We start from the raw sequence: 16,699 nt of genomic DNA, 5'->3' as shown, positions 1-16,699 counted from the left end.
CAATAATCATTCAATAAAAAGCCTCACACACTTTTGATTCGTTAAAAAAGAAGGCTAAAATAGAACAAATCATCAATAGACATAAGAAAATCCTATGGAAAATTATCTGATCGACAATCTGGACCGCGGCATCCTGGAAGCATTAATGGGCAATGCACGCACCGCTTACGCCGAACTGGCGAAACAATTTGGCGTTAGCCCGGGGACGATTCACGTTCGTGTAGAGAAAATGAAGCAGGCGGGGATCATTACCGGCGCCCGTATCGACGTCAGCCCAAAACAGCTCGGTTATGACGTAGGCTGTTTTATCGGCATTATCCTGAAGAGCGCAAAAGACTATCCTTCCGCGCTGGCAAAGCTGGAAAGTCTCGACGAAGTCACCGAAGCCTATTACACCACCGGCCACTACAGCATCTTTATAAAAGTAATGTGCCGCTCGATCGACGCCCTCCAGCATGTACTTATCAACAAGATCCAAACAATTGATGAAATTCAGTCCACTGAGACACTGATCGTCCTGCAGAACCCGATCATGCGCACCATCAAGCCATGATCAGCTTTTTTAATCCCATACTTTTCCACAGGTAGATCCCAGCGCGTTCACAGCGTACAATACGCCACTCTTAATAAAGGTGGCGGTTTATGGCAGATATCACTCTTATCAGCGGCAGCACCCTGGGCGGTGCCGAATATGTAGCAGAACACCTGGCTGAAAAGCTGGAAGAGGCGGGTTTTACCACCGAAACGCTGCACGGTCCGCTGTTAGAAGATTTATCTGCCTCTGGGATCTGGCTGGTTATCAGCTCAACCCACGGTGCCGGAGACATTCCGGACAACCTTTCTCCTTTCTATGAAGCATTGCAGGAACAAAAGCCCGATCTTTCTGCGGTGCGCTTTGGCGCAATCGGTATTGGCAGTCGTGAATACGACACTTTTTGTGGGGCCATCGATAAACTCGAGGCAGAACTCAAAAATTCCGGTGCAAAACAGATTGGTGAAACACTGAAGATCAACATCCTTGATCACGACATTCCGGAAGATCCGGCAGAAGAATGGCTGGGATCGTGGATTAATTTACTCAAATAAGTATACAGATCGTGCGATCTACTGTGGATAACTCTGTCAGGAAGCTTGGATCAACCGGTAGTTATCCAAAGAACAACTGTTGTTCAGTTTTTGAGTTGTGCATAACCCCTCATTCTGATCCCAGCTTATACTGTCCAGGATCACCGATCATTCACAGTTAATGATCCTTTCCAGGTTGTTGATCTTAAAAGCCGGATCCTTGTTATCCACAGGGCAGTGCGATCCTAATAAGAGATCACAATAGAACAGATCTCTAAATAAATAGATCTTCTTTTTAATACCCAGGATCCCGGGTCTTTCTCAAGCCGACAAAGTTGAGTAGAATCCACGGCCCGGGCTTCAATCCATTTTCATACCGCGTTATGCGAGGCAATCACCATGTTTTATCCGGATCCTTTTGACGTCATCATCATTGGCGGGGGTCATGCAGGCACCGAGGCTGCGATGGCCGCGGCGCGTATGGGTCAACAGACTCTGCTTTTGACACACAATATCGACACTCTGGGGCAGATGAGCTGCAACCCGGCGATCGGCGGTATTGGGAAGGGACATCTGGTAAAAGAAGTGGATGCACTCGGCGGTCTGATGGCGAAAGCGATCGATCAGGCGGGTATCCAGTTTAGGATACTAAACGCCAGCAAAGGGCCGGCGGTTCGCGCTACCCGAGCTCAGGCGGATCGTGTGCTCTACCGTCAGGCGGTACGAACGGCGCTGGAGAACCAACCGAACCTGATGATCTTCCAGCAGGCGGTTGAAGATCTTATTGTCGAAAACGATCGCGTGGTCGGTGCAGTTACCCAAATGGGACTGAAGTTCCGTGCCAAAGCCGTCGTGCTCACCGTTGGGACGTTCCTCGACGGTAAAATTCATATCGGTCTGGATAATTACAGCGGTGGCCGTGCTGGTGATCCGCCATCCATTCCGCTTTCTCGCCGTTTGCGTGAACTGCCGCTGCGCGTTGGTCGTCTGAAAACCGGGACGCCGCCGCGTATCGATGCGCGCACTATCGACTTCAGCGTGCTGGCGCAACAGCATGGCGATAACCCAATGCCGGTATTCTCGTTCATGGGCAATGCGGCCCAGCATCCCCAGCAGGTTCCGTGTTATATCACCCATACCAACGAGAAAACCCATGATGTGATCCGCAGTAACCTCGATCGCAGCCCAATGTACGCGGGGGTGATCGAAGGTGTTGGCCCACGCTACTGCCCGTCGATCGAAGACAAAGTCATGCGCTTTGCCGACAGAAATCAGCATCAGATCTTCCTTGAACCGGAAGGGCTGACGTCTAACGAAATTTATCCGAACGGTATCTCCACCAGCCTGCCGTTCGATGTGCAGATGCAAATCGTCCGCTCCATGCAGGGGATGGAAAATGCGAAGATCGTGCGTCCTGGTTATGCCATCGAATATGACTTCTTCGATCCGCGTGACCTGAAACCAACGCTGGAGAGTAAGTTTATCCAGGGCCTGTTCTTTGCTGGTCAGATTAACGGCACTACCGGTTATGAAGAAGCCGCTGCGCAAGGTTTGCTGGCCGGTCTTAACGCTGCCCGTCTGTCCGCAGACAAAGAAGGTTGGGCGCCTGCGCGTTCCCAGGCTTATCTTGGTGTGCTGGTGGACGACCTCTGCACGCTGGGTACCAAAGAACCGTACCGTATGTTTACCTCCCGCGCAGAATATCGTCTGATGCTGCGCGAAGATAACGCGGATCTGCGTTTGACTGAAATCGGTCGTGAACTGGGTCTGGTAGATGACGAACGCTGGGCGCGCTTTAACGAGAAGCTTGAGAACATCGAGCGTGAGCGTCAGCGCCTGAAGTCAACCTGGGTAACGCCGTCAGCGGAAGCTGCAGCCGAAGTGAATGCTCACCTGACTGCGCCGCTTTCCCGTGAAGCCAGCGGTGAAGATCTGCTGCGTCGTCCGGAAATGACTTATGAAAAATTAACCACGCTGACGCCGTTTTCCCCTGCGTTGACAGACGAACAGGCGGCGGAACAGGTTGAGATTCAGGTTAAATACGAAGGTTATATTGCGCGCCAGCAAGATGAGATCGAAAAGCAACAGCGTAACGAGAACACGCTGCTGCCTGCGACGCTGGATTACCGCCAGGTATCCGGTCTGTCTAACGAAGTGATCGCCAAACTTAACGATCACAAACCGGCCTCTATCGGTCAGGCTTCGCGTATTTCTGGCGTTACGCCTGCGGCCATCTCCATTCTTCTGGTGTGGCTGAAAAAACAGGGTATGCTGCGTCGTAGCGCATAACGCATTAAAAATGCCAGGTAAGCACCCGCTTACCTGGCAACGCATCAAGAACAGGTAATCACCGTGCTCAACAAACTCTCTTCACTGCTGAAAGACGCAGGAATTTCGCTTACCGATCACCAGAAAAATCAGCTTATTGCCTACGTAAATATGCTGCATAAATGGAATAAAGCGTACAACCTGACCTCGGTCCGCGATCCTAACGAGATGCTGGTACGCCATATTCTCGACAGCATTGTCGTTGCTCCATATCTGCAAGGTGAGCGTTTTATCGATGTGGGAACCGGACCGGGGTTGCCTGGCATACCGCTTTCCATCGTGCGTCCTGAAGCCCATTTCACATTGCTGGATAGCCTTGGTAAACGCGTGCGTTTCCTCCGTCAGGTGCAACATGAGCTTAAACTGGAGAATATTGAGCCAGTACAGAGCAGGGTAGAAGAGTTTCCATCAGAGCCGCCATTTGATGGCGTAATTAGCCGCGCTTTTGCCTCTCTGAACGATATGGTGAGCTGGTGCCATCATCTTCCTGGTGAGCAAGGCCGTTTCTACGCGCTGAAAGGGCAAATGCCGGAAGATGAAATCGCTTTGTTGCCCGAAGAATATCGGGTTGAATCAGTGATTAAACTTCAGGTTCCAGCCCTGGATGGCGAACGTCATCTGGTGGTTATTAAAGCAAATAAAATTTAATTTTTATCAAAAAAATAATAAAAAATTGACCGGTTAGACTGTTAACAACAACCAGGTTTTCTACTGATATAACTGGTTACATTTAACGCCACGTTCACTATTTTGCATCAACAAAGTAACGTGGCTTTTTTTGGTAAGCAGAAAATAAGTCATTAGTGAAAATATCAGGCTGCTAAAAATTGGCGCTAAGAACCATAATTGTCTGTTAAAGCTTTATTAAGAATGTCAATGGGTGGTTTTTGTTGTGTAAATGCTATTTGTGAAAAGAGTATCTGTTTTTAGACTGAAATATCAGAAGCTTGCAAAGGCATCATTTGCCAAGTAAATAAATATGCTACGGGTGAACATGCTCGATATGTGATCTGAAGCACGCTTTACCACTAGTGTTTACGCGTTATTTACAGTTTTTCATGATCCACCACGGTTAGCAGAAAAGTCGCAATTGTATGCACTGGAAAAATATTTAAACATTTATTCACCTTTTGGCTACTTATTGTTTGAAATCACGGGGGCGCACCGTATAATTTGACCGCTTTTTGATGCTTGACTCTAAGCCTTAAAGAAAGTTTTATACGACACGCGGCATACCTCGAAGGGAGCAGGAGTGAAAAACGTGATGTCTGTGTCGCTCTTGAGTCGAAACGTTGCTCGGAAGCTTCTGCTCGTTCAGTTACTGGTGGTGATAGCAAGTGGATTGCTGTTCAGCCTCAAAGACCCCTTCTGGGGCGTCTCTGCGTTAAGTGGAGGCCTGGCAGTCTTTCTGCCTAACGTTTTTTTTATGATATTTGCCTGGCGTCACCAGGCGCATACACCAGCGAAAGGCCGGGTGGCCTGGACGTTCGCATTTGGCGAAGCTTTCAAAGTTCTGGCTATGTTGGTGTTACTGGTGGTGGCGTTGGCTGTTTTAAAGGCGGTATTCTTGCCGCTGATCGTTACGTGGGTTTTGGTGCTGGTGGTTCAGATACTGGCACCGGCTGTAATTAACAACAAAGGGTAAAAGGCATCATGGCTTCAGAAAATATGACGCCGCAGGATTACATAGGACACCACCTGAATAACCTTCAGCTGGACCTGCGTACATTCTCGCTGGTGGATCCGCATAACCCCCCAGCCACCTTCTGGACAATTAATATTGACTCCATGTTCTTCTCGGTGGTGCTGGGTCTGTTGTTCCTGGTTTTATTCCGTAGCGTAGCCAAAAAGGCAACCAGCGGCGTGCCAGGTAAGTTTCAGACCGCGATTGAGCTGGTGATCGGCTTTGTTAATGGTAGCGTGAAAGACATGTACCATGGCAAAAGCAAGCTGATTGCTCCGCTGGCCCTGACGATCTTCGTCTGGGTGTTCCTGATGAACCTGATGGATTTACTGCCTATCGACCTGCTGCCGTACATTGCTGAACATGTACTGGGTCTGCCTGCACTGCGTGTGGTTCCGTCTGCGGACGTGAACGTAACACTGTCTATGGCACTGGGCGTATTTATCCTGATTCTGTTCTACAGCATCAAAATGAAAGGCATCGGCGGCTTCACGAAAGAGTTGACGCTGCAGCCGTTCAATCACTGGGCGTTCATTCCTGTCAACTTAATCCTTGAAGGGGTAAGCCTGCTGTCCAAACCAGTTTCACTCGGTTTGCGACTGTTCGGTAACATGTATGCCGGTGAGCTGATTTTCATTCTGATTGCTGGTCTGTTGCCGTGGTGGTCACAGTGGATCCTGAATGTGCCGTGGGCCATTTTCCACATCCTGATCATTACGCTGCAAGCCTTCATCTTCATGGTTCTGACGATCGTCTATCTGTCGATGGCGTCTGAAGAGCATTAATTTACCAACACTACTACGTTTTAACTGAAACAAACTGGAGACTGTCATGGAAAACCTGAATATGGATCTGCTGTACATGGCTGCCGCTGTGATGATGGGTCTGGCGGCAATCGGTGCTGCGATCGGTATCGGCATCCTCGGGGGTAAATTCCTGGAAGGCGCAGCGCGTCAACCTGATCTGATTCCTCTGCTGCGTACTCAGTTCTTTATCGTTATGGGTCTGGTGGATGCTATCCCGATGATCGCTGTAGGTCTGGGTCTGTACGTGATGTTCGCTGTCGCGTAGTAAGCGTTGCTTTTATTTAAAGAGCAATATCAGAACGTTAACTAAATAGAGGCATTGTGCTGTGAATCTTAACGCAACAATCCTCGGCCAGGCCATCGCGTTTGTCCTGTTCGTTCTGTTCTGCATGAAGTACGTATGGCCGCCATTAATGGCAGCCATCGAAAAACGTCAAAAAGAAATTGCTGACGGTCTTGCTTCCGCAGAACGAGCACATAAGGACCTTGACCTTGCAAAGGCCAGCGCGACCGACCAGCTGAAAAAAGCGAAAGCGGAAGCCCAGGTAATCATCGAGCAGGCGAACAAACGCCGCTCGCAGATTCTGGACGAAGCGAAAGCTGAGGCAGAACAGGAACGTACTAAAATCGTGGCCCAGGCGCAGGCGGAAATTGAAGCCGAGCGTAAACGTGCCCGTGAAGAGCTGCGTAAGCAAGTTGCTATCCTGGCTGTTGCTGGCGCCGAGAAGATCATCGAACGTTCCGTGGATGAAGCTGCTAACAGCGACATCGTGGATAAACTTGTCGCTGAACTGTAAGGAGGGAGGGGCTGATGTCTGAATTTATTACGGTAGCTCGCCCCTACGCCAAAGCAGCTTTTGACTTTGCCGTCGAACACCAAAGTGTAGAACGCTGGCAGGACATGCTGGCGTTTGCCGCCGAGGTAACCAAAAACGAACAGATGGCAGAGCTTCTCTCTGGTGCACTGGCGCCAGAAACGCTCGCCGAGTCGTTTATCGCAGTTTGTGGTGAGCAACTGGACGAAAACGGTCAGAACCTGATTCGGGTTATGGCTGAAAATGGTCGTCTTAACGCGCTCCCGGATGTTCTGGAGCAGTTTATTCACCTGCGTGCCGTGAGTGAGGCTACCGCTGAGGTAGACGTCATTTCCGCTGCTGCATTGAGTGAACAACAGCTCGCGAAAATTTCTGCTGCGATGGAAAAACGTCTGTCACGCAAAGTTAAGCTGAATTGCAAAATCGATAAGTCTGTAATGGCAGGCGTTATCATCCGAGCGGGTGATATGGTCATTGATGGCAGCGTACGCGGTCGTCTTGAGCGCCTTGCAGACGTCTTGCAGTCTTAAGGGGACTGGAGCATGCAACTGAATTCCACCGAAATCAGCGAACTGATCAAGCAGCGCATTGCTCAGTTCAATGTTGTGAGTGAAGCTCACAACGAAGGTACTATTGTTTCTGTAAGTGACGGTGTTATCCGCATTCACGGCCTGGCCGATTGTATGCAGGGTGAAATGATCTCCCTGCCGGGTAACCGTTACGCTATCGCACTGAACCTCGAGCGCGACTCTGTAGGTGCGGTTGTTATGGGTCCGTACGCTGACCTTGCCGAAGGCATGAAAGTTAAGTGTACTGGCCGTATCCTGGAAGTTCCGGTTGGCCGTGGCCTGCTGGGCCGTGTGGTTAACACTCTGGGTGCACCAATCGACGGTAAAGGTCCGCTGGATCACGACGGCTTCTCTGCTGTAGAAGCAATCGCTCCGGGCGTTATCGAACGTCAGTCCGTAGATCAGCCGGTACAGACCGGTTATAAAGCCGTTGACTCCATGATCCCAATCGGTCGTGGTCAGCGTGAATTGATCATCGGTGACCGTCAGACTGGTAAAACCGCACTGGCAATCGATGCCATCATCAACCAGCGCGATTCCGGTATCAAATGTATCTATGTCGCTATCGGCCAGAAAGCGTCCACCATTTCTAACGTGGTACGTAAACTGGAAGAGCACGGCGCTCTGGCTAACACCATTGTTGTGGTAGCAACCGCGTCTGAATCCGCTGCACTGCAATACCTGGCGCCATATGCCGGTTGCGCAATGGGCGAATACTTCCGTGACCGCGGTGAAGATGCGCTGATCATTTACGATGACCTGTCTAAACAGGCTGTTGCTTACCGTCAGATCTCCCTGCTGCTCCGTCGTCCGCCAGGACGTGAAGCATTCCCGGGCGACGTATTCTACCTCCACTCTCGTCTGCTGGAGCGTGCTGCGCGTGTTAACGCCGAATACGTTGAAGCCTTCACCAAAGGTGAAGTGAAAGGGAAAACCGGTTCTCTGACCGCACTGCCGATTATCGAAACTCAGGCGGGTGACGTTTCTGCGTTCGTTCCGACCAACGTAATATCCATTACCGATGGTCAGATCTTCCTGGAAACCAACCTGTTCAACGCCGGTATTCGTCCTGCGGTTAACCCGGGTATCTCCGTATCCCGTGTTGGTGGTGCAGCACAGACCAAGATCATGAAAAAACTGTCCGGTGGTATCCGTACCGCTCTGGCGCAGTATCGTGAACTGGCAGCGTTCTCTCAGTTTGCATCCGACCTTGACGATGCAACTCGTAAGCAGCTTGACCACGGTCAGAAAGTGACCGAACTGTTGAAACAGAAACAGTATGCGCCGATGTCCGTTGCGCAGCAGTCTCTGGTTCTGTTCGCAGCAGAACGTGGTTACCTGGCGGATGTTGAACTGTCGAAAATCGGCAGCTTCGAAGCCGCTCTGCTGGCTTACGTCGACCGTGATCACGCTCCGTTGATGCAAGAGATCAACCAGACCGGTGGCTACAACGACGAAATCGAAGGCAAGCTGAAAGGCATCCTCGATTCCTTCAAAGCAACCCAATCCTGGTAACGTCTGGCGGCTTGCCTTAGGGCAGGCCGCAAGGCATTGAGGAGAAGCTCATGGCCGGCGCAAAAGAGATACGTAGTAAGATCGCAAGCGTCCAGAACACGCAAAAGATCACTAAAGCGATGGAGATGGTCGCCGCTTCCAAAATGCGTAAATCGCAGGATCGCATGGCGGCCAGCCGTCCTTATGCAGAAACCATGCGCAAAGTGATTGGTCACCTTGCGCACGGTAATCTGGAATATAAGCACCCATACCTGGAAGAACGCGACGTTAAACGCGTGGGCTACTTGGTGGTGTCGACCGACCGTGGTTTGTGCGGTGGTTTGAACATTAACCTGTTCAAAAAACTGCTGGCGGAAATGAAGACCTGGACAGACAAAGGCGTTCAATGCGACCTCGCAATGATCGGCTCGAAAGGTGTGTCGTTCTTCAACTCCGTGGGCGGCAATGTTGTTGCCCAGGTTACAGGCATGGGGGATAACCCTTCCCTGTCCGAACTGATCGGTCCGGTAAAAGTGATGTTGCAGGCCTACGACGAAGGCCGTCTGGACAAGCTTTACATTGTCAGCAACAAATTTATTAACACCATGTCTCAGGTTCCGACCATCAGCCAGCTGCTGCCGTTACCGGCATCAGATGATGATGATCTGAAACATAAATCCTGGGATTACCTGTACGAACCCGATCCGAAGGCGTTGCTGGATACCCTGCTGCGTCGTTATGTCGAATCTCAGGTTTATCAGGGCGTGGTTGAAAACCTGGCCAGCGAGCAGGCCGCCCGTATGGTGGCGATGAAAGCCGCGACCGACAATGGCGGCAGCCTGATTAAAGAGCTGCAGTTGGTATACAACAAAGCTCGTCAGGCCAGCATTACTCAGGAACTCACCGAGATCGTCTCGGGGGCCGCCGCGGTTTAAACAGGTTATTTCGTAGAGGATTTAAGATGGCTACTGGAAAGATTGTCCAGGTAATCGGCGCCGTAGTTGACGTCGAATTCCCTCAGGATGCCGTACCGCGCGTGTACGATGCTCTTGAGGTGCAAAATGGTAATGAGCGTCTGGTGCTGGAAGTTCAGCAGCAGCTCGGCGGCGGTATCGTGCGTACCATCGCAATGGGTTCCTCCGACGGTCTGCGTCGCGGTCTGGATGTAAAAGACCTCGAACACCCGATCGAAGTCCCGGTAGGTAAAGCGACTCTGGGCCGTATCATGAACGTACTGGGCGAACCGGTCGACATGAAAGGCGAGATCGGTGAAGAAGAGCGTTGGGCGATTCACCGCGCAGCACCTTCCTACGAAGAGCTGTCAAACTCTCAGGAACTGCTGGAAACCGGTATCAAAGTTATCGACCTGATGTGTCCGTTCGCTAAGGGCGGTAAAGTTGGTCTGTTCGGTGGTGCGGGTGTAGGTAAAACCGTAAACATGATGGAGCTTATTCGTAACATCGCGATCGAGCACTCCGGTTACTCTGTGTTTGCGGGCGTAGGTGAACGTACTCGTGAGGGTAACGACTTCTACCACGAAATGACCGACTCCAACGTTATCGACAAAGTATCCCTGGTGTATGGCCAGATGAACGAGCCGCCGGGAAACCGTCTGCGCGTTGCTCTGACCGGTCTGACCATGGCTGAGAAATTCCGTGACGAAGGTCGTGACGTTCTGCTGTTCGTTGACAACATCTATCGTTACACCCTGGCCGGTACGGAAGTATCTGCACTGCTGGGCCGTATGCCTTCAGCGGTAGGTTATCAGCCGACCCTGGCGGAAGAGATGGGCGTTCTGCAAGAACGTATCACCTCCACCAAAACCGGTTCTATCACCTCCGTACAGGCAGTATACGTACCTGCGGATGACTTGACTGACCCGTCTCCGGCAACCACCTTTGCGCACCTTGACGCAACCGTGGTACTGAGCCGTCAGATCGCGTCTCTGGGTATCTACCCGGCCGTTGACCCGCTGGACTCCACCAGCCGTCAGCTGGACCCGCTGGTAGTTGGCCAGGAACACTACGACACTGCGCGTGGCGTTCAGTCCATCCTGCAACGTTATCAGGAACTGAAAGACATTATCGCCATCCTGGGTATGGATGAACTGTCTGAAGAAGACAAACTGGTGGTAGCGCGCGCTCGTAAGATCCAGCGCTTCCTGTCCCAGCCGTTCTTCGTGGCAGAAGTATTCACCGGTTCTCCGGGTAAATACGTATCCCTGAAAGACACCATCCGTGGCTTTAAAGGCATCATGGAAGGCGAATACGATCACCTGCCGGAGCAGGCGTTCTACATGGTCGGTTCCATCGAAGAAGCTGTGGAAAAAGCCAAAAAACTTTAACGCCTTAATCGGAGGGTGATATGGCAATGACTTACCACCTGGACGTCGTCAGCGCAGAGCAACAAATGTTCTCTGGTCTGGTCGAGAAAATCCAGGTAACGGGTAGCGAAGGTGAACTGGGAATTTACCCGGGCCACGCACCGCTGCTCACCGCCATTAAGCCTGGTATGATTCGCATCGTGAAACAGCACGGTCACGAAGAGTTTATCTATCTGTCTGGCGGCATTCTTGAAGTGCAGCCTGGCAACGTGACCGTTCTGGCCGACACCGCAATTCGCGGCCAGGATCTCGACGAAGCGCGAGCCATGGAAGCGAAACGTAAGGCTGAAGAGCACATTAGCAGCTCTCACGGCGACGTAGATTACGCTCAGGCGTCTGCGGAACTGGCCAAAGCGATCGCGCAGCTGCGCGTTATCGAGTTGACCAAAAAAGCGATGTAACACCGGCTTGAAAAGCACAAAAGCCAGTCTGGAAACAGGCTGGCTTTTTTTTCGCGCGCCGCAGCGAGATTGGTTCTGCTATATCCTGCGCATTTTTATATCCCGCAATTAAACTCATTTTTATAATTACGCGAAATCCTTCGCTGATTTTCCTGTTTATTCATTGATCGAAATAAGAGCAAAAACATCAGCCTGACGCTTAAATGAAGGTGGTGTCTTACATTTATGAAGACAAAAGGCGTGACGATGGTCGAAAATGGCTCTTTCGCCAGCGGGGATAATCCGTTATTGAGCAATTTATCCCCTGTCCATTTCACGATGAAAAAAATGTAGTTTTTTCAATGTGAAGCGGTTTAAATTCGTTCTCAAATTACAGTCAGGACGCGTATGTTGAATAATGCTATGAGCGTAGTGATCCTTGCAGCAGGCAAAGGCACTCGCATGTATTCCGATCTTCCGAAAGTGCTGCATACCCTTGCCGGGAAAGCGATGGTTCAGCATGTCATTGATGCCGCGAATGAATTAGGTGCAGCGCACGTTCACCTGGTTTACGGCCACGGCGGCGATCTGCTTAAACAGGCGCTGAAAGATGACAACCTTAACTGGGTGCTTCAGGCAGAACAGCTGGGTACGGGTCATGCAATGCAGCAGGCCGCACCTTTCTTTGCCGATGATGAAGACATTTTAATGCTCTATGGCGACGTGCCGCTGATCTCTGTTGAAACACTCCAGCGCCTGCGTGATGCTAAACCGCAGGGCGGCATTGGCCTGCTGACAGTGAAACTGGATGATCCGACCGGTTATGGACGTATCACCCGTGAAAACGGCAAAGTTACCGGCATTGTTGAGCACAAAGATGCCACCGACGAGCAGCGTCAGATTCAGGAAATCAACACCGGCATTCTGATCGCCAACGGCGCAGATATGAAACGCTGGCTGGCGAAGCTGACCAACAATAACGCTCAGGGCGAATACTACATCACCGATATTATTTCGCTGGCGTATCAGGAAGGACGTGAAATCGTTGCCGTTCACCCGCAACGTTTAAGCGAAGTTGAAGGCGTGAATAACCGCCTGCAACTCTCTCGTCTGGAGCGCGTTTACCAGTCCGAACAGGCTGAAAAACTGTTGTTAGCAGGCGTTATGTTGCGCGATCCAGCCCGTTTTGATCTGCGCGGTACGCTAACTCACGGGCGCGATGTTGAAATTGATACTAACGTTATCATCGAGGGCAACGTTACTCTCGGTAATCGCGTGAAAATCGGCACCGGATGCGTGATTAAAAATAGCGTGATTGGCGATGATTGCGAAATTAGCCCGTATACCGTAGTGGAAGATGCTAATCTGGCAGCAGCCTGTACCATCGGCCCGTTTGCCCGTCTGCGCCCCGGTGCTGAGTTGCTGGAAGGCGCACACGTCGGTAACTTCGTTGAGATGAAAAAAGCGCGTCTGGGTAAAGGTTCGAAAGCCGGTCATCTGACTTACCTGGGCGATGCGGAGATCGGCGATAACGTTAACATCGGTGCGGGAACCATTACCTGCAACTATGATGGAGCGAATAAATTCAAAACCATTATCGGCGATGATGTCTTTGTCGGTTCCGACACCCAGCTGGTGGCTCCTGTAACGGTGGGTAAAGGTGCGACGATTGCTGCCGGTACAACTGTGACGCGTAATGTTGGCGAAAACGCCCTAGCGATCAGCCGCGTGCCGCAGTCGCAAAAAGAAGGCTGGCGTCGTCCGGTAAAGAAAAAGTAATTCTGGCTGGGTAAATCCGGCCTCCAGGGATGAGGAGATAACATAATCTCCCTCCCACAAGCAGTAACTATAAAAATAACCCCACTCTCTACAAGGCTCGGGGCGCCCGAAAAAACGGGCATACAGGTTGACCGACAACGATATAAACCGGAATCAAAAACTATGTGTGGAATTGTTGGCGCGATCGCGCAACGTGATGTAGCAGAAATCCTTCTTGAAGGTTTACGTCGTCTGGAATACCGCGGATATGACTCTGCCGGTCTGGCCGTTGTTGACGCAGAAGGTCATATGACCCGTCTGCGTCGTCTCGGTAAAGTCCAGATGCTGGCTCAGGCAGCGGAAGAACATCCTCTGCATGGCGGTACGGGTATTGCTCATACTCGCTGGGCGACGCATGGCGAACCTTCAGAAGTGAATGCGCATCCGCATGTTTCTGAACACATTGTGGTGGTGCATAACGGCATCATCGAAAATCATGAACCGCTGCGTGAAGAGTTAAAAGCGCGTGGTTATACCTTCGTGTCTGAAACCGACACTGAAGTTATTGCTCATCTGGTGAACTGGGAACTGAAACAGGGCGGCACTCTGCGTGAAGCTGTTCTGCGCGCTATTCCGCAGCTGCGTGGCGCTTATGGCACGGTAATTATGGATACCCGTCACCCGGATACCCTGCTGGCGGCACGTTCTGGTAGTCCGCTGGTGATTGGCCTGGGTATGGGCGAAAACTTTATCGCTTCTGACCAGCTGGCGCTGCTGCCGGTGACCCGTCGCTTTATCTTCCTTGAAGAGGGCGATATTGCGGAAATTACTCGCCGTTCGGTAAACATCTTCGATAAAACTGGCGCGGAAGTAAAACGTCAGGATATTGAATCCAATCTGCAATATGACGCGGGCGATAAAGGTATTTACCGTCACTACATGCAGAAAGAGATCTACGAACAGCCAAACGCGATCAAAAACACCCTTACCGGGCGCATCAGCCACGGTCAGGTTGATTTAAGCGAGCTGGGACCGAACGCCGACGAACTGCTGTCGAAGGTTGAGCATATTCAGATCCTCGCCTGTGGTACTTCTTATAACTCCGGTATGGTTTCCCGCTACTGGTTTGAATCGCTGGCAGGTATTCCGTGCGACGTCGAAATCGCCTCTGAATTCCGCTATCGCAAATCTGCCGTGCGTCGTAACAGCCTGATGATCACCTTGTCACAGTCTGGCGAAACCGCGGATACCCTGGCTGGCCTGCGTCTGTCGAAAGAGCTGGGTTACCTTGGTTCACTGGCAATCTGTAACGTTCCGGGTTCTTCTCTGGTGCGCGAATCCGATCTGGCGCTAATGACCAACGCGGGTACGGAAATCGGCGTGGCATCCACTAAAGCATTCACCACCCAGTTAACTGTGCTGTTGATGCTGGTGGCGAAGCTGTCTCGCCTGAAAGGTCTGGATGCCTCCATTGAACATGACATCGTGCATGGTCTGCAGGCGCTGCCGAGCCGTATTGAGCAGATGCTGTCTCAGGACAAACGCATTGAAGCACTGGCAGAAGATTTCTCTGACAAACATCACGCGCTGTTCCTGGGCCGTGGCGATCAGTACCCAATCGCGCTGGAAGGCGCATTGAAGCTGAAAGAGATCTCCTACATTCACGCTGAAGCCTACGCTGCTGGTGAACTGAAACACGGTCCGCTGGCGCTGATTGATGCCGATATGCCGGTTATCGTCGTTGCACCGAACAACGAATTGCTGGAAAAGCTGAAATCCAACATTGAAGAAGTTCGCGCGCGTGGCGGTCAGTTGTATGTCTTCGCCGATCAGGATGCGGGTTTTGTAAGTAGCGATAACATGCACATCATCGAGATGCCGCATGTGGAAGAGGTGATTGCACCGATCTTCTACACCGTTCCGCTGCAGCTACTGGCTTACCATGTCGCGCTGATCAAAGGCACCGACGTTGACCAGCCGCGTAACCTGGCGAAATCGGTTACGGTTGAGTAATAAATGGATGCCCTGCGTAAGCGGGGCATTTTTCTTCCTGTTATGTTTTTAATCAAACATCCTGCCAACTCCATGTGACAACCCGTCATCTTCGGCTACTTTTTCTCTGTCACAGAATGAAAATTTTTCTGTCATCTCTTCGTTATTAATATTTGTAATTAACTGAATATCAACGCTTATTTAAATCAGACGGAAGACTTTCTCTCTCTGTCATAAAACTGTCATAAACCTTACATATAACTGTCACCTGTTTGTCCTATTTTGCTTCTCGTAGCCAACAAACAATGCTTTATGAATCCTCCCAGGAGACATTATGAAAGTTATGCGTACCACCGTCGCAACTGTTGTCGCCGCGACCTTATCGATGAGCGCTTTCTCTGTATTTGCAGAAGCAAGCCTGACAGGCGCAGGTGCAACCTTCCCTGCGCCGGTGTATGCCAAATGGGCTGACACTTACCAGAAAGAAACCGGTAATAAAGTTAACTACCAGGGTATCGGTTCTTCTGGTGGCGTAAAACAGATTATCGCCAATACCGTTGATTTCGGTGCTTCTGACGCGCCGCTGTCTGACGAAAAACTGGCTCAGGAAGGTCTGTTCCAGTTTCCGACCGTAATTGGCGGCGTGGTGCTGGCGGTTAACCTGCCTGGTCTGAAATCTGGTGAACTGGTTCTGGATGGTAAAACCCTCGGTGACATCTACCTGGGTAAAATTAAAAAGTGGGATGACGAAGCGATCGTCAAACTGAATCCTGGTCTGAAACTGCCTTCACAGAACATCGCCGTGGTGCGCCGCGCAGATGGCTCCGGGACTTCCTTCGTCTTCACCAGCTACCTGGCAAAAGTGAACGAAGAGTGGAAGAACAAAATTGGTTCTGGCTCTACCGTAAACTGGCCAACCGGTCTGGGCGGCAAAGGTAATGACGGTATTGCTGCGTTCGTTCAGCGTCTGCCGGGTGCGATTGGTTACGTTGAATATGCTTACGCTAAGCAGAACAACCTGGCGTACACCAAACTGATCTCCGCTGATGGTAAACCTGTTGCGCCGACCGAAGAAAACTTCGCAAATGCGGCAAAAGGCGCAGACTGGAGCAAAACATTCGCTCAGGATCTGACCAACCAGAAAGGCGAAGATGCGTGGCCTATTACCTCTACCACGTTCATTCTGATCCACAAAGATCAGAAGAAACCAGAACAAGGCACAGAAGTGCTGAAGTTCTTCGACTGGGCGTACAAAACCGGGGCTAAACAGGCTAACGACCTGGATTATGCCAGTCTGCCGGATAGCGTAGTTGAACAGGTTCGCGCTGCGTGGAAGACCAATATTAAAGACAGTAGCGGTAAGCCGCTGTACTAATAAAACTCCAGGCCGGATGAGGCGTTAACGCCGCATCCGGCATTACAAAA

16 protein-coding genes are annotated in these 16,699 nt (G+C 51.1%); all 16 read left to right on the top strand.

Translation table 11 applies throughout. The features are described from left to right. Nucleotides 1-94: 94 nt before the first annotated feature. The 16 genes from asnC to pstS all read left to right on the top strand — a co-directional run bounded on the left by asnC (nucleotide 95) and on the right by pstS (nucleotide 16,649). Complete coding sequence (gene asnC / locus AACS80_RS23490; protein ID WP_000432970.1) at nucleotides 95-553, top strand: transcriptional regulator AsnC; 459 nt, start codon at nucleotides 95-97, stop codon at nucleotides 551-553. 89 nt (nucleotides 554-642) lie between these two features. Next, nucleotides 643-1,086 (top strand): FMN-binding protein MioC, encoded by a 444-nt coding sequence (gene mioC / locus AACS80_RS23485; RefSeq protein WP_130206832.1) that lies wholly within the window; start codon nucleotides 643-645, stop codon nucleotides 1,084-1,086. 378 nt (nucleotides 1,087-1,464) lie between these two features. After that, nucleotides 1,465-3,354, top strand: a complete 1,890-nt coding sequence (mnmG, locus tag AACS80_RS23480; protein ID WP_130206830.1) for a tRNA uridine-5-carboxymethylaminomethyl(34) synthesis enzyme MnmG — start codon at nucleotides 1,465-1,467, stop codon at nucleotides 3,352-3,354. A 63-nt stretch (nucleotides 3,355-3,417) separates the two neighbouring features. Next, entirely contained in the window at nucleotides 3,418-4,041 is a 624-nt protein-coding gene (rsmG, locus tag AACS80_RS23475) for a 16S rRNA (guanine(527)-N(7))-methyltransferase RsmG (protein WP_135410601.1), read from the top strand. Between the two features lie 616 nt (nucleotides 4,042-4,657). After that, nucleotides 4,658-5,038, top strand: a complete 381-nt coding sequence (atpI, locus tag AACS80_RS23470; protein ID WP_130206826.1) for a F0F1 ATP synthase subunit I — start codon at nucleotides 4,658-4,660, stop codon at nucleotides 5,036-5,038. 8 nt (nucleotides 5,039-5,046) lie between these two features. Beyond that, nucleotides 5,047-5,862, top strand: a complete 816-nt coding sequence (atpB, locus tag AACS80_RS23465; protein ID WP_000135618.1) for a F0F1 ATP synthase subunit A — start codon at nucleotides 5,047-5,049, stop codon at nucleotides 5,860-5,862. A gap of 46 nt (nucleotides 5,863-5,908) precedes the next feature. After that, nucleotides 5,909-6,148 (top strand): F0F1 ATP synthase subunit C, encoded by a 240-nt coding sequence (gene atpE, locus AACS80_RS23460; RefSeq protein WP_000429386.1) that lies wholly within the window; start codon nucleotides 5,909-5,911, stop codon nucleotides 6,146-6,148. Nucleotides 6,149-6,209: 61 nt separating this feature from the next. Beyond that, the gene (gene atpF, locus AACS80_RS23455; protein ID WP_001052219.1) at nucleotides 6,210-6,680 is read left to right on the top strand and encodes a F0F1 ATP synthase subunit B; all 471 of its coding nucleotides are present in this window, start codon (nucleotides 6,210-6,212) and stop codon (nucleotides 6,678-6,680) included. 14 nt (nucleotides 6,681-6,694) lie between these two features. Next, nucleotides 6,695-7,228, top strand: coding sequence for a F0F1 ATP synthase subunit delta (gene atpH / locus AACS80_RS23450; RefSeq protein ID WP_001288587.1), 534 nt, complete (start codon nucleotides 6,695-6,697; stop codon nucleotides 7,226-7,228). 12 nt (nucleotides 7,229-7,240) lie between these two features. Further along, the gene (atpA, locus tag AACS80_RS23445) at nucleotides 7,241-8,782 is read left to right on the top strand and encodes a F0F1 ATP synthase subunit alpha (RefSeq protein WP_001176745.1); all 1,542 of its coding nucleotides are present in this window, start codon (nucleotides 7,241-7,243) and stop codon (nucleotides 8,780-8,782) included. A 50-nt stretch (nucleotides 8,783-8,832) separates the two neighbouring features. Next, nucleotides 8,833-9,696, top strand: a complete 864-nt coding sequence (gene atpG, locus AACS80_RS23440) for a F0F1 ATP synthase subunit gamma (protein ID WP_000896501.1) — start codon at nucleotides 8,833-8,835, stop codon at nucleotides 9,694-9,696. Nucleotides 9,697-9,722: 26 nt separating this feature from the next. Then, nucleotides 9,723-11,105, top strand: coding sequence for a F0F1 ATP synthase subunit beta (atpD, locus tag AACS80_RS23435; RefSeq protein ID WP_000190506.1), 1,383 nt, complete (start codon nucleotides 9,723-9,725; stop codon nucleotides 11,103-11,105). Between the two features lie 20 nt (nucleotides 11,106-11,125). Beyond that, entirely contained in the window at nucleotides 11,126-11,545 is a 420-nt protein-coding gene (locus tag AACS80_RS23430) for a F0F1 ATP synthase subunit epsilon (protein ID WP_001251965.1), read from the top strand. A gap of 387 nt (nucleotides 11,546-11,932) precedes the next feature. Then, on the top strand, nucleotides 11,933-13,303 hold the full coding sequence (gene glmU, locus AACS80_RS23425) for a bifunctional UDP-N-acetylglucosamine diphosphorylase/glucosamine-1-phosphate N-acetyltransferase GlmU (RefSeq protein WP_130261122.1): 1,371 nt from the start codon (nucleotides 11,933-11,935) through the stop codon (nucleotides 13,301-13,303). A gap of 162 nt (nucleotides 13,304-13,465) precedes the next feature. Next, on the top strand, nucleotides 13,466-15,295 hold the full coding sequence (gene glmS, locus AACS80_RS23420; protein ID WP_000334106.1) for a glutamine--fructose-6-phosphate transaminase (isomerizing): 1,830 nt from the start codon (nucleotides 13,466-13,468) through the stop codon (nucleotides 15,293-15,295). Nucleotides 15,296-15,608: 313 nt separating this feature from the next. Beyond that, nucleotides 15,609-16,649, top strand: coding sequence for a phosphate ABC transporter substrate-binding protein PstS (gene pstS, locus AACS80_RS23415; RefSeq protein ID WP_130206820.1), 1,041 nt, complete (start codon nucleotides 15,609-15,611; stop codon nucleotides 16,647-16,649). Nucleotides 16,650-16,699 lie beyond the last annotated feature (50 nt).

The organism is Escherichia sp. E4385 (assembly GCF_963883145.1).
Taxonomy (GTDB): domain Bacteria; phylum Pseudomonadota; class Gammaproteobacteria; order Enterobacterales; family Enterobacteriaceae; genus Escherichia.
Note: the sequence above shows the minus strand (reverse complement) of the source record. Positions and strands in the feature narration are given on the sequence as shown.

Excerpts from the sequence above, each read along its gene's own strand:
- glmU (WP_130261122.1), top strand. The coding sequence starts at position 11,933 with ATGTTGAATAATGCTATGAGCGTAGTGATCCTTGCAGCAGGCAAAGGC.
- asnC (WP_000432970.1), top strand. The coding sequence starts at position 95 with ATGGAAAATTATCTGATCGACAATCTGGACCGCGGCATCCTGGAAGCA.
- atpH (WP_001288587.1), top strand. The coding sequence starts at position 6,695 with ATGTCTGAATTTATTACGGTAGCTCGCCCCTACGCCAAAGCAGCTTTT.
- mnmG (WP_130206830.1), top strand. The coding sequence starts at position 1,465 with ATGTTTTATCCGGATCCTTTTGACGTCATCATCATTGGCGGGGGTCAT.
- atpG (WP_000896501.1), top strand. The coding sequence starts at position 8,833 with ATGGCCGGCGCAAAAGAGATACGTAGTAAGATCGCAAGCGTCCAGAAC.
- glmS (WP_000334106.1), top strand. The coding sequence starts at position 13,466 with ATGTGTGGAATTGTTGGCGCGATCGCGCAACGTGATGTAGCAGAAATC.
- atpD (WP_000190506.1), top strand. The coding sequence starts at position 9,723 with ATGGCTACTGGAAAGATTGTCCAGGTAATCGGCGCCGTAGTTGACGTC.
- pstS (WP_130206820.1), top strand. The coding sequence starts at position 15,609 with ATGAAAGTTATGCGTACCACCGTCGCAACTGTTGTCGCCGCGACCTTA.
- atpA (WP_001176745.1), top strand. The coding sequence starts at position 7,241 with ATGCAACTGAATTCCACCGAAATCAGCGAACTGATCAAGCAGCGCATT.
- atpB (WP_000135618.1), top strand. The coding sequence starts at position 5,047 with ATGGCTTCAGAAAATATGACGCCGCAGGATTACATAGGACACCACCTG.
- atpI (WP_130206826.1), top strand. The coding sequence starts at position 4,658 with ATGTCTGTGTCGCTCTTGAGTCGAAACGTTGCTCGGAAGCTTCTGCTC.
- mioC (WP_130206832.1), top strand. The coding sequence starts at position 643 with ATGGCAGATATCACTCTTATCAGCGGCAGCACCCTGGGCGGTGCCGAA.
- AACS80_RS23430 (WP_001251965.1), top strand. The coding sequence starts at position 11,126 with ATGGCAATGACTTACCACCTGGACGTCGTCAGCGCAGAGCAACAAATG.
- atpE (WP_000429386.1), top strand. The coding sequence starts at position 5,909 with ATGGAAAACCTGAATATGGATCTGCTGTACATGGCTGCCGCTGTGATG.